The organism is Arthrobacter sp. HMSC06H05 (assembly GCF_001807395.1).
GTDB lineage: Bacteria > Actinomycetota > Actinomycetes > Actinomycetales > Micrococcaceae > Pseudoglutamicibacter > Pseudoglutamicibacter albus.
In genome coordinates this window covers 1-16,658 of the sequence record NZ_KV788994.1, presented here as the reverse complement: position 1 = coordinate 16,658, position 16,658 = coordinate 1, and the positions used below count along the sequence as shown (strand labels likewise).

Sequence of the window (16,658 nt, the reverse complement as noted above, 5' to 3'; positions counted from 1 at the left end):
TTCTGCTGCTCCCGGTTAGTGGCTTCCTAGCTTCTCAGCATAGTTTTCGTATGCTCTGCGCAGGTCGGCTTCGCGGTCGAGTGACGCGAACGGGTACTCGAAGACGTACTCGGCCTTGGACTGCGGGTGCACCCACGTACGCTCTTCGATGCTGAGGCTCTCCCCGTCTTTGAGTTTTTTCTCGAGATCGAGGATGTCTTTCGGAACCTTGCGGCCGTTCGCGTCGTAGAGGTCGGTTTCGTCGTAGCGGCGCATGACCGGGAACTGGGTCCGGTAGATCATGAGCAACTCATCGAGAGTAACTCCGAGCGAGAGCGCGACCATCGCGTCGATCTCGTTCTGCGCGGACCAACGGTCATGCGCGTTCCGCAAAGGAACCACCGGGGTCCACGGGGTACCCGTGACCTCTTCCCAGATCTCGGAATACGCCTCGGTCAGACAATTGAGCCGGAGCCAATGAGAGCACATCATGCGCTCAAGGTAAGTGTTCACTGGCCTTGCGAGTTGATCGATGATAGCTCGATCAAGGTGCCCCATGCCTGACGCACGAACGAAAAAGTCGGACAATATCGTAGACATTGTCGCGGCTGCCAAGAGTACAGCCTTAACGTCCTCTGGGCGGCCAGCGGTGTTGACCCCATCAATGTGCGTCGCGCCAGGAGGGATGAGCGCTGGGTATAGAGTCCTGAACCCGGTTGTGGCGGCCATCCGGCGCCAGGCGACACGGTACTGGTCCTTGACGCGCACGGGACCGGACGGACTCTCCCAGAAACCGTAATCGTCCGCGTACGTGTCGACGCTCTTGTCGGGGAAGTACGGAGTTGCTGGGATGAAGTTCACCGGCATGGCCTCGAGGTCGATATCGGACCAGTCCCAATTACCTTTCATAGTGGGGTTGGGCTGCTTAATCATCGGGGCCGAGACACCCAGGTGCGGCCCCTTCAAGATCACGTCGTCCCAAGACTCCGGACGCTGCCAAGAAGTATCGAAATACCCCTTTTTCTTATCGATGCTTTCATCCCAGCCACGTGAAAACTGCAACCCCAAGGACTTGATGCGCGGGGCCGCCGCGAGCTTCTCGAGCACCTTCGCGGCCTCAGAGTTCACCGAATACACGGTACGGGTCTCGATGAGCGGGGTTCCCGGTTCCTCGATGATCGAATTCCAGACCTCGAGCATGTGCTCGTCCACCGTGATGATGCGGTCGTGGTGCGGCCGCACATCCCAGTTATAGTTGCCGTCCTTAAAGCCCGGAAGTTCACCCGTACCATCGTGGTGGTAGGAGTCCACCACGGTCTTGGGGTGATACAGCGAAGACGCGGACTCGAAGGACGGCTTCTCCCAGCGATCACCGTAAACGTGAATCCCATACTGCACATGGTGGTCAATATCGAAGAGCATGAGCTCGTTGATGAACTGCCAGTGTCTCCGCAAACGGCGATAGGCACCCGCCCGCAACGGCGCCGCATTGACTTCGGTGAAGTGGGATTCGGGGTGAATCAGCGAAACGATTCCGCCTTCGGCCATATTGGCCCATGTGCGCTCCATGAACCCGCGGTACAGATCCGGCTGTTGTTTCGACAGGTGCGGGAATCGAGTCGTGTCTCCCAGAACAGCCGAGGTCACCACGGCATCCGAGAGTCCCTTCGACAACGTCTCGCGTACCGCTTCGCTACTCGTCAGGAGCTCGCGGCGTTCCCGCTTCTCTTTTTGCGTCACGTTTTTGGCGAGGCTGAACCAGGGGTCGTGTTCCGACAGCAATGCATCGGTATCAGTGCGAGGTCGAACCCACGGCGGGTTACCCACCTGGAAGTCGAAGCCTCCGCGAGCCATGACGGTCGCGAAGTCCAGGTCCCAGTGGAAGAACGCCTGTTCCTCGGCAATCTGGTTGGCCTTCTCGAGCCACGGGTGTGCCTCCAGAACCTCGGCGTACGGCAAGCGCTCCGAAAGGCCGCGGTCCAGGGATTCGACGTAGTCGAGTTCGTTCCAGGACATGTCGAAACCGAATTGCTGCTGATCCGGGCTGAGGTTTCGCGGCTTGCGTCCCTCTTTTGGGACGCCCAGCAGGTCCTTCATGGTCGCAAGGTATTCGTCCATGTCTGGGAGCAGACCCACGGCCGTGATCGGCCAGTACCACAGCGCGTTCCACGCATTCATCGCGGTCCGCAGGCGCAGGTACACGCCTTCGGCGTTCTTGAGCAGTTCCTTCTCGACCTGGTCGCGGGTCACCACTTCCGAACGAGTTGCGTCTTGTTGCTCGTCTTGTCCCCAGAGGTGCAGGTCGCGCCGCACCTGGTCTTCGGCAATCCGCAACCGAACCAGGGACAGCTCCCACAAACGCTCCGCTTGCGCGGAGATCTGAGCGGCGAGCTTGGTCTGGGTTCGTGTGAGCCCCTTACAGATGCCACGTTGCCACGCCTTGAGGGCCTTAGTCTCGTCAGGTGCGAGGCTCTTGACGTCCTTCGAATCCGCAGCCGCGCCCCAGCCGTTGCTCGGCACCAGGAAGTGGAAGATGCGCCCCGTGGTGCTTTCATCCGAACCGTGCGCATCGATCGCATCCGCGAGCCCCTTGACCGGGTGGTGCATCGGGGTTTCGTTGAGGTAGTCACGTTTCGTGACCGTGTCCGCGCTGAAGGTCGCGCGCGTGGCACCCACGAGCGAGTTACCTTGCCGCAAATGCAAACCAAACCACGGGGCCTTGAGTTCCTTGGTCATGGTGCTCAGCCACAAGGAGATCTCCGCAAGCTCAACTGCCGTTTTGTTGAGGTCCACGCCGTACACCTGGTGCAGAGCCAAGTGCGACTTGACCTTCTGGAGCTCCTGAGTGCGCTCCTCACCCGGGACCTCGCGGCCAAACTCTTGTTGCTTCTTCTCGAGGTATAGCTCCGCGAGCTGATTCACGGCCTCAACCGCGAACGCCCCGGAACCCAACGCGGGCTCGCACACGGTCAGGTTCAGGATGTCGTCTGCTTGAGAGATCCGGCCGCTCGCCTCGAGTTCCTCGATCGCCTGCCCCACCGTGAACTCGGTCAGCACCGCCGGGGTATAGAACGAAGCCGAGCGTTCACGGTCACGCGAGGACTGTCGGTACACAAAGCTACCGGCCGCGTGGCGCCGTGAAACCCGCTCAACACCACCGAATTCGCTCTCCCGTTCCGTCATCACCACGGAATCCGCCGGCAAAGACGCGACCGCTTCATCCGGCACCACCCACGAGCCCTTCGAGGCGTCCCCGCGAGGAGCGACCTCCGTGAGGTCCTCCTCCGCAATAAAGCCGTGGAACGACATCAGGCCCTCATATACCTGTCCCAGCTCCGTGACGCCCAGGGTCGCGTACGAGATGAAACCGCGGTCGCTACCGCGCTTCTCCTTGGTCAACAACAGATTCTGCAAAACACGGTGCAATTCAACGTTGGACAACCTCACCTCATCGATGAACGCCGTAGCTTCCGCCTTGAACAAGTCCGCATCCAAATTGCGGAACTGCAGGCCCACTTCCGTCGCGTTCGGGTCATGGCCCGGTGCCGCATCGTCATGAGGGTTGTGGCCGCGGTTCACCAAGTTGAACAGCACCTGCAGGCTCTCGTACAGGTGCGTACCGTTCTGCGCCCGTTGTGTTGCCGGCTCCGTGAGGATCAAGTCACGCAAACGCGAAAGGCCATAGCCTTCGTCATAATCGTTGTCGCCGGTCGGCAGAATATGCAGCTCCGGTGAGGACTCCGCGAACAACAAGAACAGAATCCGGTACAGATACCGCAGCGACTGATTTGCGAGCTTGTTACCCTGGATCGGCGTGGTCACGCCCTGGGCGCGGCGGCGCTGCAGAACATCGTTACCGATGATCTCGATCGATTCCTTAATCGCGCCGCGAAGCTCCTCAGAGACCTTGACCGAATGGTCGCGAGCCTCCTCGAGAGTGTCCAGCCACCACGTGGTGCCGTCCGCGCCGCGAGCCACATGTTCGTGAGCGAGGATCGCGATCACACGATGTAGCTCGCCGGCGACCTTGGTGTCGTTACGTTCCACGCCGAGCGCGAGGTCCACCGCGAGGTAGCGGCCCAACGGCCACGACTCACGCTCAGTAAGCACAACCCAGTTGCCTGCTAGAAGCACCACGAAATCCGGCGCCTGCTCCGCGAGGAACAGCTCACCCATGAGTTTGGCTGCGCTCAGGTCCAGGGGCTTGTCCTCTAATTGAGGCTCCGCATCCAGCGCAGCGACTGTGGGGAGGTCTTCGATCGCTTCGATCTGCCGTGCGCGCAGAACGATCATCGAGCCAGCTGGGTCCGTTGCGGCGTTGAGCTGCAGGGACTGGCCGTTGCGGGTCAGCTCAATCCGCTGCTGGCACGGGTAGCCGAAGGCTTCGCTGACGAGGTCATAGACCTCATTCAGGGCTGAGACTGATGCGTTCTCTTCAAGCGCAGAGAAGGCCGTCTGCAGAGCCTCGCGGCGCGAGGTCAAGCGGAACAGCGGAGAACGGGAAACGCCATCTGCCTCCTTATCAGTGGCCCGCCATTCCTTCTGCGCTTCACGCACACGCTTATCGAAGGAATTCCCTTTCTCCTCGGTGGTGAGGTAGTAATCGGAAATCCATTCTTCAACGTTAATAATCGAATCAAAATCAGCCATGTTACGCCTTCTCTCCGGAAGGGAGAATCAATGCAAGTGGACGTACCAACGAACGTTCCGGAGCCATCGAACGCAACAGCTCCTCCTCCTGCGCAATCAGCCGCTTAGTACTCTTGATCTTCGCCGTCTGCTGGCCCACATTCGCGGCACCCCACGCGTGCTCGCGTTGTTTCCAGGCATCAATGCGGCGGTGTGCCTGCTCAACATTCGCCTCACGCACAGCAGCCAAGTGAGAATGCGCCGCCTTCACGGATTCCGCGACCAAAGCGTCAGTCTGTTGCGGGAGCTGCTGCGAGTGCGCCGCGTTGATCGGGGCGCCAATCAAACCGATCTGCATGAGCCACGCATACACATCCTCATGCACCTCAAGGTCAACCGTCTGAACACCCGTCGGGGCATCCAAACCGAACATGCCCTCCGAGGTGGTGATGAACGTGCGGCTCAGCACCTGACCGCGCGAGTTTGTCAACGTGCCCATCAAGAGCAACGTCGGGACATCCACGTTTCCGCGCGCCGCCGGGATCTCGTTCTGTTCCATCGAGGCCAACGCGCGGTCAGCCGCCCACTCAGACACCGGATGCAACGGACCCAAGAAATGCGCCTGCGGCCACGACTTCGCCGAACTACCCTCACGCGCTGCCTTCAGCTGCTCGTTGCCGCGCTGAAACGTGGTCGCCAACATCAACCGATCCATGACCTTGCGGTACTGGACATAATCCTGCGGAAGGTAATCGAAACGACGCTGAAGATCCCGCGGCGGAGTCAACTCCACGATGTCATTCTGATGCTCAACAAACTCAATACCGCCGGCTATCACCGAGAAGTGAGCCTTATCCTGATACGCCTCATTCAACGCATCCCGCACGTAACCGATCTCCTCGTTATAGAGGCTCCGGCGCGTGGTGCGGCGCACCGACGGTGAGGCCGGCGCTGTTGTGATTGTGGCGGTTGGCGAGATGGCAGCTGGCGTGGCGGCGGTGCCACTAGGCGAGCCGCCCGCCGTGGTTGCGACGCCAGCGGAGACCAAGAGAGCCCAAATGCTGTCCGCACCATCGCCAGCACCCGCATCAGTAGTCCCAGCGGTGTCTGCGGCGATATCCTCGGCCGAGGCAACCACGTCGTCGAACTCAAGAGCCCTGCGCAAAACGTCACGGATCTCGTCTTCCTCAGCCTTCGGATTGTGCTTACCCATCAACGGGGCAGCATCACCCAACAACTGATTCGCTTCATACTCGCGTTCAACCAAACGCGTTAAAACCCGCAAATCACCAATCGCATCGGCATCCTCCGGATCCAACAGAAGCGACGTGATCTCCGGCTCATGCAGCTGCCCGTACCGGTCAATACGACCGTTACGCTGCTGAATACGGATCAACGACCAGGGAATGTCATAGTGCACCAAATGGTGACACTGAGCGTGCAAGTTCACACCCTCAGACGCCACATCGCCGGTGATCAAAACACGCAACGGAGTGTCCGCGCGCTTGAACTCATCGATCAGCTCAAGCTGCTCCTGGTCCGACAAACCACCGTGCATGATCTTGACCGCGTTAGCAGGCATCTTGAGGTGCTGAGTTATGTTCTTTTGAAGCCACTTGAGCGTCCCCACACGCTCAGAGAAAATCACCACACGGCGCGGAGACCCCTTCTTCACGCCAATCTGCTGAAGATACTTCAGCAGAGCCAAGAACTTGTTCGAGGTCTCCGCACGCACGGCATCATTAGCTTCCAGAAGACGCTGAAGCTTATCCTGCTCGCCCTGCTTGTTCTGACGCATGCGCGCCTCAATCGACTCATGCAAAGCGCGCGGCGAGGAAAGATACGCCTTCACCAATGTCCACGGGAACAACGGATCCACGGACGACCTACTGGTGCGGATCCAGTCGTCCGCAATCAGCCGCGCGACCTCGTTCTCCTCCGCAGAGGCTTCCACCGGAACATTCTGAGGTTCCTTCCGCTTAGCCCACTTCTCCCCCACAACAGAAGCAACCTCAGGAGAATTACGGTGGCGGCGCACAATCAGATTCTTCGCGGCCTTCACATCAATCGTGCCGTCCGGAAGCACAGAAAGCGGATCCAAGAGACGCAGAATCTCCTTAAACGAATCGTCACGGCCATTGTGAGGAGTGGCGGAAGCCAGAATCAGCGACTCCGTTGTGGGCGCGAGCGTGCGCGCCAACTCATTGTTCTGAGAACCCGCGTTCGTCGCGTTATGGATCTCATCAATCACCACGGCATCCCAACGCACCTTCTGCAACAAAGCCCGGTACTTAGGCGACTTCAATGTATCCATCGACACAATCACACGCGGGAAATACGTGAACGGATTCTTCGACGCCGGAAGCTTCTGCCGAACCTTCTGAATACCCTGACTATCCAAACGAACCAACGGGATAGCAAAGCGCGTCCACAACTCCTGCTGGAACTGCTCCATCACATGCTTAGGAGTCACCACCAAAATACGTTCGCCACGGCCACGGCGAATCAGCTCAGCAAGAATCATGCCGATCTCAAGGGTCTTACCCAAACCCACCGCATCCGCAAGAAGAATACGAGGCCTAATCCGCTCATCGGACAGCGCCTTCTTGACCGCCGCCAACTGGTAATCAAGCGGGTCAGCGAGCATCCGCGTAGCAACCTCCAGCTCCTCCTGATACAGAGGCATCGGAGTGCGGCGCAACGTCGACTCAAGCCACAAACGCGTATGGCGGAACCGCGCCGAATCATCCACCTTCACCGTGACATTCGCCGGATCAAAAACCGTCATGTCCTCAAGTGCCGTGAAAAACGTCGCCGTAGTGTCACGCACATACGAACTCACACCACGAACATGCACACGGAAACCATCCGACGTCCGCGCCACATTCGTGACCAGCCACTGCTCATCGCGACACTCAACAGTCACACCAGGAGCAAGCTGGCTGAAATCCTCAGCACCCTGCGAAGCCACAACAGAAGCAGTCATAACACAAAAGCCTACCCGCGGAACTGTGATGCACGACGCTGCGCTACGGGCAGGCCGCGAAGGGGTTGCGGGGTTGCGCATTTCCGGCCGCCACCAGCCCCGGGTTCAGGTGCGCGAGCGCCCTGCGCGAGTTGCCGGTTCACCTGCCGTTCACCCGGGGCCGTTGACCAGTTCACCCCAGCCCGCTAACTTGACCTCAAAAGGTACTTCAATGAACCTTTAGCGTCAGGTTCCTGCAGCGCACCAGCGGAAGCGGAATGCTACATCGGCTGTAAAGGACCCGCCGTGGCAACCCCACCAGAACAACCGAATCCAGCGAAGCCCGCGAATGCTTCAAATCCCGAGAACGCTTCAAGACCCAAGAAGGCCTCGGAACGCTCCTGATGATCGGACTGTTCATCCTCGGGTTGCGGCTGTTCGTACTCCTGCTCGTAGTGATGTTGGAAATCCCTTGGGTCGCCTCCGTGATTCTCCTCGGGATCTTCGTGCTGTTCCCCCTCCCGTCTAACGGGTGAACCGAATTCGGGACCTACCTGTTCCTGTTCGGCCCCGCCGTCAGCGCGTTCCTCTACCGCCTCGCACTGTACTCGGTCATTTACGGCGTGCTCATCACACTGCGCGGCTTCCTCCCGAAAATGAAAACCACACCCACCAGCGCCACCTGAACGCCTGCACCGCTTCAACAGGGCTTCAGCCCTTGCGGCGGCGTGCAACCAACAACAACACGACACCCGCAGCAACCGCCACCCCGGCGATCACGCCCGCTGCCAACACCGCCGCTCCCGTGCGTGCTAGGTCACTTCCAGCGTCCGATGCGGTTCCCGCCCCAGCACGATCGCCGGCTTCACCTGGCTGAGCTGAGGACCCCGCGCTTTCACTCGGATGTTCCGTTGGTTGCGCGGTTGGCTGCTCAGACGGCTGGTCGGACGGTTCCGCTGAAGGTTGCTCCGTCGGTTGGTCGCTCGGCTCGGCACCCGGGTCCTGCGTTGGCTCCGCGCTTGGAGCTTCCGGAGACTCCGCACTAGGTTCCGCGGTCGGCTGTTGGGACGGTTCCCCGCTCGGCTGCTCAGTCGGTTCCTCACTTGGATCTTCCGTCGGCTCTTCCGTTGGTTCCGCCGTCGGATTCTCGCTCGGAGCTTCCGAAGCGCCAGGCTCATCGGTGGCGGACTTCTTCTCGACCACGAACGTCAGCCGCTGCGTTTCAGCGGTGGCCTCCCCGCCATCGTTGTTTGATGCGGCACTGCGGGCCTGGGCACCCTGCTCGCCGTCGCCGGACTGCTTGGCGCGGGCCGTCACATCGATCGTGTACGTTCCCGGCTTAGTGAACGCCCACGCGGTGTGCATGTGGGCGCCCGGAGGCAACGGCACGTCTGATGCCTTCTCGCTCGAGGCATACATGCGGTTGATGGCGCCCAGGTTCTCGGTGTACGCGAACCACTTGCCGCCCTCAGGGGCGCTCACCGGGGTGAGCGTCATGGTTGCGCCTTCGGGGTACTTCACGCGGTCAAGAGCCTCGCTCGAGAAGCCCGGCCACACACGCCCGGGCTGCTGACCCTGCGGCAGGACATACAGCTCGCTGCCCTTCGGGCCGAGCACGTCGTAGCTCTCATCGGCCAGCACGTTGCCCTCACGCTTGACCTTCGCGAGCTTAGTGACCTCCAGGGTCGTCGAGTTGATGGTTCGGAGCACGGACTCCTTGGCGTGCTGACGCGAATCATCACCCAACGCCACCGAGAACTTCCCGCCAACCTCCATGGCACGCAAGTCCACGTGGCCGTTGCTGATCGTCACAGGCGTGTCCAGCAACGCTCCATCTGAACCTTCGCTTCCGTCGTCGCCGCCAGGTGCCGGGGTTTCGTCGCTGTCACCCGGCGCCGGCGTGCTCGGCTCAGGCGCCGGTTTGCCAGGCGCCGGCGCGCTCGGCTCCGGCTGATCCGGCTGCGGCGCATCACTACCGCCGATGCCAGCGAACCGAGTCTCAACCGTCTTACCCTTGCCACTCACCTGGCCGAGGTCGATCACGTCAGTGTTGCCGATCGCAGCGCGCGGCTGCGGCTCCAGCGTGAGGCGCAGCGAATAGTCGTCGCCCTTGCAGTATTCGCTGTCCGCCACGATGGTGCGGCGGCCCGGGCCGCTCACGCCCTCTACCGGGCAGGTCGGCTCGTCGTAGCCTTCCTCAAAGAAACCACCCGTGACGTTATAGATCAGCGAATCATCCGCTGGCTTGGTGTCGATGTTGATGAGATCGCTCTTGTCCTGCAGCCGCGCGGTCACGGACACATCACGCGAACCGACCGTGACCTCACCCTTAGAGAACTCGCCGGCCGGCGCATCAGGGGTTTCCTCAGGGAACTCGCCGGCATCATGCGTGGACACAGCCTTCTGCCCCGTGGCGGCGCTCAGCGGCGCACTAATCCAGCGGGCCGCACCCTTGGTGGGCACGAACACGGCCTGGAAATTCGAGGGCTGCGAGCCGATCATCTCGCTCCACGTCGCGGTGCCGTTCTTCACCGGAACCTCAGCAAGGTGGTAGCCGTCGATGTAGAACACCACCGTGCCCTCAGCCGCACTGTTGCCGGCGTTGAAAGTGAGGTCGGTGAGGTTCTTGTCGCCGTCGCGTTCACTTCCGGTGTGCGGGGCGATCGTGAACGTCGGCCTGGACGCCGCGGCACCTTCCGCAGCGGCGCCCTCCACAGCATCGGCCGCTTTGTTGTATGCGGCGCGGACGTCGCCGAGCTTCTCATCGGCAGGGTTGGTGCCGCCTACCCGCCACACGAACGTCGTGGGCTTGGACGTGATGAAGTTGCCGTCGGTTGTGCGGGCGGTCGCGTCGAACGTGACTTCGTAACGGCCCGGCTTGGTGAACGTCGTGATGTTGTGCGTGTGCGTGCCCGGGTCCAGCCACACGGTGCGCGAAACCTTGTCATGCGAAGAAAACAGGCGCGTCACCGGCAGGCTACCGAACGTCGAATAATTGAACATCTCCATCCGGCCAGGGCCGTTGAAGCCGACCATTTCCAGCGCAAAGTTGCCGTCTTGGAACTGCTCGATAGGCACCGCGGTGTCCGCTCCGAAGCCCGACCAGATGGGGCTATTGCCCGGCCCCGGAACTTGCGGCGCCATATAGAGCAGCTGGCCGTCCTTGCCGAGGAAGTCCAGGCGCGGGTCCGAGGTGACCGGGAACGTGTAGTTTTGGCTGCCGTCGTCGTTGTAGCCGCGGCCCACCCAGTTGGCGGTGGTTTCGAGCGGAACGGTTTTCCCGTTGGCCTGCGAGTTGATCGCGAACGTGCCAGCTTGCTTATTCCAGAAAACCTTAGGGGCGTCGATGTGGGCTTTCGTTTCCACGCTGCGGTCGTCATCCGGCCCCGCGTAGGCAGGGGCCGCGCCGAGCGTCAGCGATGCCGTGATGCTCGATGCGGTGGCGAAGGTGGTTGCCGCGATGGCCGCAGCCGCGATGGAGGCACGGGTTGCCCGGAGGACGCGCATGAACCGCTCCTTAGCTGGTGATGACTCTGCTGGTGATGGCGCTGTTGCCAATGATTCAGGTGCCAACAATTCCCTATTGCTAATCATTCTCATTTGCAGTAGCTGGCGAGACAACATTAGCGGATCTGCGGGCGCGACGCCACATCGCTAGCGCTTGTCGTGCCACAGGGCTAGTGCTGTCAGCCCCCTTACGCGGCTTACGTACAGTTCATCTGGGGCGACTGGTCGTACTTGCAGTTGCCGGCGGTTAGCACCGCTCACCCGAGCGGCGCTCACCCGAGCGGTTCGTAGCGTTCCAGGAACTCGGTCATCTTGTCGAGCACGCGTTCTTTGACTTCGGCGCGACTCTCACCGCCGGTGGTGTTGCCGAAGAAACTCATGCGGGAGGCTAAATGCCTCGAAGGGACAGAGCGTGACAAACAGACCAGAATGTCTGAGCCATTCAGATGCGACGAACGTTTCCAGTTTTGATTTGGAAACCCAGAAAAGACCCTGACATACATTCTGAGGGTTAGTGCGCAGAGTGTCTCCCGTTTAGTAATGTCCGCCGAGCCGGTTCTACTCGGCGGGCATGAAGCTCCGTAACTGCGCTACTTCGCGACGCGGTTTTATCAGGCATTGCCTTACCCGGATGGGAAGCACTTGGACACTGCAACATAGCATCGGCGAGCTCCCCATCCGGTTTGTGAGGAAACGTTATCCCACCTAGAACAGCTGCCGCAGGTTGGCCCTTGCCAGGTCGACGAGCTCGGTTCCCCTGCCGTCAAGCACCGTACGGACTGCGTACATCGTGAACCCCTTGACCTGCTCGGCATCAATCGTGGGAGGCAGGGTGAGCTCTTGGCGTTCGGTTGTCACATCGAGAATCGCTGGGCCATCATGGGCCAAGAAATCCTCAACCGCCCTGGGCAGGTCCTTCGACTTTTCCACCCTGAAACCTTTCATCCCAATCGCCTCCGCAAGGGAAGCAAAGTTCGGATTATCGAGACCGGTTCCGTGAGTCACGAACCCTGCTGCCTTCATCTCCAATTCAACAAAGTTCAGCGAAGAATTGTTGTAAACCACAACCTTGACCGGCAGGTCATACGTTGTGAGCGTAAGAAGGTCACCCATGAGCATGGCGAGCCCACCATCGCCCGCCAAGGCAATCACCTGACGATCCGGGTGAGAGAGTTGAGCGCCGATAGCCTGGGGTAGGGCATTGGCCATGGAACCGTGAATAAAGGAGCCAATGAGTCTCCGTTTCCCATTCATGGTCAGGTGCCGGGAAGCCATAATAACCGGGGATCCAACATCGGGAATAAATACCGCATCATCACTAGCCCCCTCATCAATCAACCTGGTCAGGTATTGGGGATGAATAGTGCGACGCGAAGGCGTAGCCAGATCATCAAGGTCCTTACGGGTCTTCCCGTAATGCTTGAGCATCGCTTTGAGGTGCTTGCTCGACTTGTTCTTTTGCAGCTTGGGTAGCAGGTGGTCGATCGTTTCTTTGACTCCACCCACCAGACCGAGATCGACAGGGGTGCGCCGACCAATCTGTTCTCCACGAATATCAACCTGAATGATCGTGGCATCTTCTGGGAAGAACTGCTGGTACGGGAAGTCAGTCCCCAGCATCAAGAGAGTATCGCAGGCTTCCATGGCCCGATACCCTGATTCGAATCCCAGCAGCCCGGTCATCCCCACATCAAACGGGTTATCGTATTCGATAAACTCTTTACCGCGCAGGGCGTGAACAATGGGAGCCTGCAGCCTATCGGCAAGCGCCACTAGCTCGTCGTGCGCGCCCTCAGCGCCTGCTCCCGCCAGGATCGTGACCTTCTTGCAGTCATTGAGAAGCTTGGCAGCCTGAACCAGATCAGCTTCTACCGGAACCTGGTGCGACTTGGATTCCACGATTACCTCGGCGGCAGCTTTCGTTGTTTCCAGGAAAATCTCACCAGGAACAACGAGAACAGCCACTCCCCTCTTTGAGAGTGCCTCTCTCATAGCAATCCGCAAAACCCTCGGCATCTGCTGCGCCGACCTCACATCTTCAACGTAGACCGAGCATTCCCGGAACAGTTCAACAGGATGGGTTTCCTGGAAGTAGCCAGAACCGATCTCCCCACCGGGAATCTGAGCCGCAATCGCTAGGACCGGCACACGTGACCGCTGAGCATCGTAAAGCCCGTTGATGAGGTGAAGGTTTCCCGGTCCGCAACTACCGGCACACACCGCAAGCTCACCGGTCAGCGCCGCTTCAGCAGAAGCCGCAAAGGCTGCGACTTCTTCGTGACGGACATGGACCCACTCGATATCTGAATCTCGAATCGCGTCAGTGAAACCGTTAAGGGAATCTCCTACAACGCCATAAACTCGCTTTACGCCACTCGCCCCAAGAGTTTCAACCACGTTCTCAGCAATAGTTGCCATCGTTCAGCCTTCCGCCTTCCCGAACCCCGGTAACACCGGCACATCTTCAACCGACCCTCACGAGAACCGACCCTCACGAGGCATTTCTCTTATTCGCTACACGAAACGTACCCACGCGGATGGCGGGAAGTAAATAGTTTGCGCGAACCTTCAGCTTCATGAGAAACCTCGCCACTGTAGAAAAGCTCAAATTCGGGGACACTGTTCACTCAGATACTCATATCGCTAAGAACTATTCAGCCACCTACATCGCTAGCACCATCACGCTCGATAGCACCACGAGAATCAGAGATGATTCGATCATTGCGGTGTGGGCTTAATAACTTTCCGTAGCCGTCGGTGAGCGCTTCCATTTCGGCGTCATCCCAATCCGAGATCGGCCTGGTCGCGGCGCGTCATGAGTGCTCGGCGGGGCTTCCACTCCGCTAGAGCCTTTGCAGTAGCCGCGCGAGGTGATGAACCCACGATCTGCTTGTTTAAGAACTCGGCAGATGGCCAGGTCCCAAATTGATCTTTGTGCGCATCGATGTAGGAGATCATTTGGTCGTGGGTCGACCCGGTTCCGTTGCGAAAAAGCCGAAGCGGTCTTAAGAATCCCGTTCGCTCGTTTCAACTCGCAGATTCCTCGGCGCAGACGCTTGAGCTCTTCTTCCATTATTTCGCCGTCTGATGCGTCGGAACTATCGCGCGCTGAGGCGCTGTCACGGCACCTGCCACGTCGCCTGCTGTGTAGCTCGCCACCCCTTGCTGCTTAGCTGCCCATCAGCCCTAGCTGTACCGCACCCCTGTACGCCATGTAGACGCCGACGATCGCCGCGATCCACAGCAGAGTCACCTTAGCTTCATACTCGAGCCTGCGAGTAGCGCGCTCCAGCCGCGGAAAAATAGTGGGGCCCGCGAGGCCTGCGAAGACGCTCACGAGAACCGCCGGCAAGATCATGACGACGCAATAGACCACAATCAACGCAATCTTGCTGGACATACCCAGTTGCATGGACTGGATAATCCCCATCGCGCCCAAATAGGGCAACATCGTGGCCGCCTCTACGACGGCGGCACCCATCGCCAGCGCCACCATGCCACCCGCACTCAAGGACGCACCCCGGGCGAGGCGCGACGCTCGCCCCTCCCTGACATCGACATCCGGAAGCGTAGCGACGGCACCATTAGGTGCAGAGTTGATACTTGCGTTCACGGTGGCTGCGGCTGTGGCATCGACGCTCACCAGAGGCGCATGCTCCGCCGACGACGACCCCTCGGCCGTTGGCTTCTTGGGGTTTGGGGCAGCCACACCAAAAATGAAAAGCCCCACGCCTAGAAGCAGAGTCACCCACGGGAACCAATCACTCTTAGTGACTCCAGATAGCCGCTGAACTGCCGCATTAAAGCCGAACAGCAGCGCAATACCTAGACCACAGTAGGCCCCACCGATCGTCGCAAGGTAGACGCCCATCAAACCGACTCGAACCCGGCGCCACATGATGATGAGTGCAATAGGAATGACGAGGGTTCCTACGCTCAAACTATCGACAAGCGCAAGACCAGCGAGGGCTAGGAAGTTTGACATGGCGTACTCCAATGGTCAGATGCGGGTTTCGGAAGGTGATGAAGGCGCTCCCCTTTGACCTGCTGAACAAAGGAAAACCTTCCACATCCATACGTTCGTATGAATTATTTGATTGATACGATCGTATGGAATATTCCACTGAGACGCAACAGTCAGATGCAGTCAGACCAAGAATGACTCGCAGTTACTTGGCCCGCCACACTTGAACTGCGCGAGCTTGGGTAGCGAAGGGCTGGACCACTCACGATTGGAGGCTCATGGCCGTTGACCGCAACACACCCATCACCGGCACCCCAGCGCTGATCGCCGATGCCGCCATTCGAGTGATGGTCAACAAAGGACTCGATGCCCTGAGCGTGCGCAATGTCGCTGCAGAGGCAGGGGTCGCACCTGGGACTGTCCAGTATCAGATGGGGACGCGAGACGACATCATCGCGAAAGCATTCATTAGGTCCATTCAGCGGCAGGCGTCCCGGGCACTTGGGAAGACCGACGCGACAGATTTTCGCACGGCCATGCACGGCCGACTAGCCGAGCTCTTGCCGATTGGTCCGGTCCAGCGCGAGGACGCCGCAGTGTGGGTTATCGTGGGCGCCGCTGCATCCACACGCGAATGGCTAGCCGACTTATACGACGCCGAGGTGGAGAGCTTCCGGGCACTAGTATGCAACGGGCTCGCGGCGGCTGAACAGCATGGGAAATTGAACGGCGAGCTATCGCCTGAACAAGGAGCTCGCTTGGTCACAGCGCTCGTCAACGGGCTCACGATCGACTACCTCAACGGCCCGAAAAACTCGGCTCAGCAGTTACTGGCGGACCTCGATGCGGGACTCGCGCTAATCATCGAGCCTCACGGGCAAAGACGCATCGACGCCGGCTAGGGCACGGAGCGCAGGCTCATTTCTTACCGAACAGCTTGCCAAAGAAGGACTGCTTTTTACGTTCCCCAACGCCGAGGTCGCCCTCGTCTTGCGGGTCCCTCACTGGCTCTGGGTTAGCGTTGGGCTCAGTCGACTGGTACGTGAAGTACTGCCCTTCAACGTCAAAGACGTCGTCACCCAGGCCCACGGCGCCCACAGCCCGCGGAAGCTCCTGGATAATCAGGTCGCCATCCACCTCAGCCGGTTCGCCTTCCTCTCCATCCTCACGAAACACGAACGCGGACTCGTCTACCACCGGGGCCCCTTCGTCAAGCTCCTCATCCCCGGCAAGCAGCTGCCTCACGAGCGCGCCGTCGACGAACACGCGGTAATCCACGAAGCTCATGGAAGACACCGTGCTCACGACGTGCCACGTGCCAGGCAGCGTGATCGAGTCGGTTTCGAAGCGGGACGTGACCAGCATTTCCGGGTCCCACAGGATGGTCCAGTCGCCGCGGTGGGCCACCGCAAAGAACTGGTTCCCAGGGTCATGGAACGCAGTCCACAGGTCACCTTTGTTCTCCGCGGGAGTCAGCCCCCATGCCTCGAGCTGCTGAGGAGTTACGGGTTCTGTTGTGAGGATCATTGACGTCGTCAGTCCCATGTGAAAAGCATAACCAGACGCGATCCGTTTGGAAACGGTTCGGCGTACCTTACATATATTGATCGCGTA

8 protein-coding genes and 1 pseudogene are annotated in these 16,658 nt (G+C 59.7%); 2 read left to right on the top strand and 7 right to left on the bottom strand.

Going from position 1 to position 16,658, the window contains the following annotated elements:
• Positions 1-15: 15 nt before the first annotated feature.
• Positions 16-4,629, bottom strand: coding sequence for an Eco57I restriction-modification methylase domain-containing protein (locus tag HMPREF3160_RS07985; protein ID WP_070507960.1), 4,614 nt, complete (start codon positions 4,627-4,629; stop codon positions 16-18).
• A gap of 1 nt (position 4,630) precedes the next feature.
• On the bottom strand, positions 4,631-7,594 hold the full coding sequence (locus HMPREF3160_RS07980) for a DEAD/DEAH box helicase (protein WP_070507956.1): 2,964 nt from the start codon (positions 7,592-7,594) through the stop codon (positions 4,631-4,633).
• 383 nt (positions 7,595-7,977) lie between these two features.
• Here HMPREF3160_RS07980 and HMPREF3160_RS10240 point away from each other — a divergent pair, with 383 nt between their 5' ends.
• Positions 7,978-8,109, top strand: coding sequence for a hypothetical protein (locus HMPREF3160_RS10240; RefSeq protein ID WP_256174202.1), 132 nt, complete (start codon positions 7,978-7,980; stop codon positions 8,107-8,109).
• A gap of 175 nt (positions 8,110-8,284) precedes the next feature.
• Here the strand turns inward: HMPREF3160_RS10240 and HMPREF3160_RS07975 are convergent, their stop codons facing one another.
• The 4 genes and pseudogenes from HMPREF3160_RS07975 to HMPREF3160_RS07965 all read right to left on the bottom strand — a co-directional run bounded on the left by HMPREF3160_RS07975 (position 8,285) and on the right by HMPREF3160_RS07965 (position 15,065).
• Positions 8,285-11,080 (bottom strand): choice-of-anchor M domain-containing protein, encoded by a 2,796-nt coding sequence (locus HMPREF3160_RS07975; RefSeq protein WP_070507953.1) that lies wholly within the window; start codon positions 11,078-11,080, stop codon positions 8,285-8,287.
• A gap of 705 nt (positions 11,081-11,785) precedes the next feature.
• Positions 11,786-13,498, bottom strand: coding sequence for a ubiquinone-dependent pyruvate dehydrogenase (gene poxB, locus HMPREF3160_RS07970; RefSeq protein ID WP_070507950.1), 1,713 nt, complete (start codon positions 13,496-13,498; stop codon positions 11,786-11,788).
• Between the two features lie 391 nt (positions 13,499-13,889).
• Positions 13,890-14,237, bottom strand: a pseudogene (locus HMPREF3160_RS10350) (IS3 family transposase); the annotation flags it as partial.
• 12 nt (positions 14,238-14,249) lie between these two features.
• Positions 14,250-15,065, bottom strand: a complete 816-nt coding sequence (locus tag HMPREF3160_RS07965) for a GAP family protein (protein WP_070491517.1) — start codon at positions 15,063-15,065, stop codon at positions 14,250-14,252.
• A gap of 257 nt (positions 15,066-15,322) precedes the next feature.
• Here HMPREF3160_RS07965 and HMPREF3160_RS07960 point away from each other — a divergent pair, with 257 nt between their 5' ends.
• Positions 15,323-15,946, top strand: coding sequence for a TetR/AcrR family transcriptional regulator (locus tag HMPREF3160_RS07960; protein ID WP_070491515.1), 624 nt, complete (start codon positions 15,323-15,325; stop codon positions 15,944-15,946).
• A 16-nt stretch (positions 15,947-15,962) separates the two neighbouring features.
• Here the strand turns inward: HMPREF3160_RS07960 and HMPREF3160_RS07955 are convergent, their stop codons facing one another.
• Entirely contained in the window at positions 15,963-16,589 is a 627-nt protein-coding gene (locus HMPREF3160_RS07955; RefSeq protein WP_141739880.1) for a hypothetical protein, read from the bottom strand.
• Positions 16,590-16,658: the final 69 nt, after the last annotated feature.

What these genes read in the sequence shown, in the direction of transcription:
- HMPREF3160_RS07985 (WP_070507960.1), bottom strand. Translation starts at nt 4,629, where the DNA reads ATGGCTGATTTTGATTCGATTATTAACGTTGAAGAATGGATTTCCGAT.
- HMPREF3160_RS07980 (WP_070507956.1), bottom strand. Translation starts at nt 7,594, where the DNA reads ATGACTGCTTCTGTTGTGGCTTCGCAGGGTGCTGAGGATTTCAGCCAG.
- HMPREF3160_RS10240 (WP_256174202.1), top strand. Translation starts at nt 7,978, where the DNA reads ATGATCGGACTGTTCATCCTCGGGTTGCGGCTGTTCGTACTCCTGCTC.
- HMPREF3160_RS07975 (WP_070507953.1), bottom strand. Translation starts at nt 11,080, where the DNA reads ATGCGCGTCCTCCGGGCAACCCGTGCCTCCATCGCGGCTGCGGCCATC.
- poxB (WP_070507950.1), bottom strand. Translation starts at nt 13,498, where the DNA reads ATGGCAACTATTGCTGAGAACGTGGTTGAAACTCTTGGGGCGAGTGGC.
- HMPREF3160_RS07965 (WP_070491517.1), bottom strand. Translation starts at nt 15,065, where the DNA reads ATGTCAAACTTCCTAGCCCTCGCTGGTCTTGCGCTTGTCGATAGTTTG.
- HMPREF3160_RS07960 (WP_070491515.1), top strand. Translation starts at nt 15,323, where the DNA reads ATGGCCGTTGACCGCAACACACCCATCACCGGCACCCCAGCGCTGATC.
- HMPREF3160_RS07955 (WP_141739880.1), bottom strand. Translation starts at nt 16,589, where the DNA reads ATGGGACTGACGACGTCAATGATCCTCACAACAGAACCCGTAACTCCT.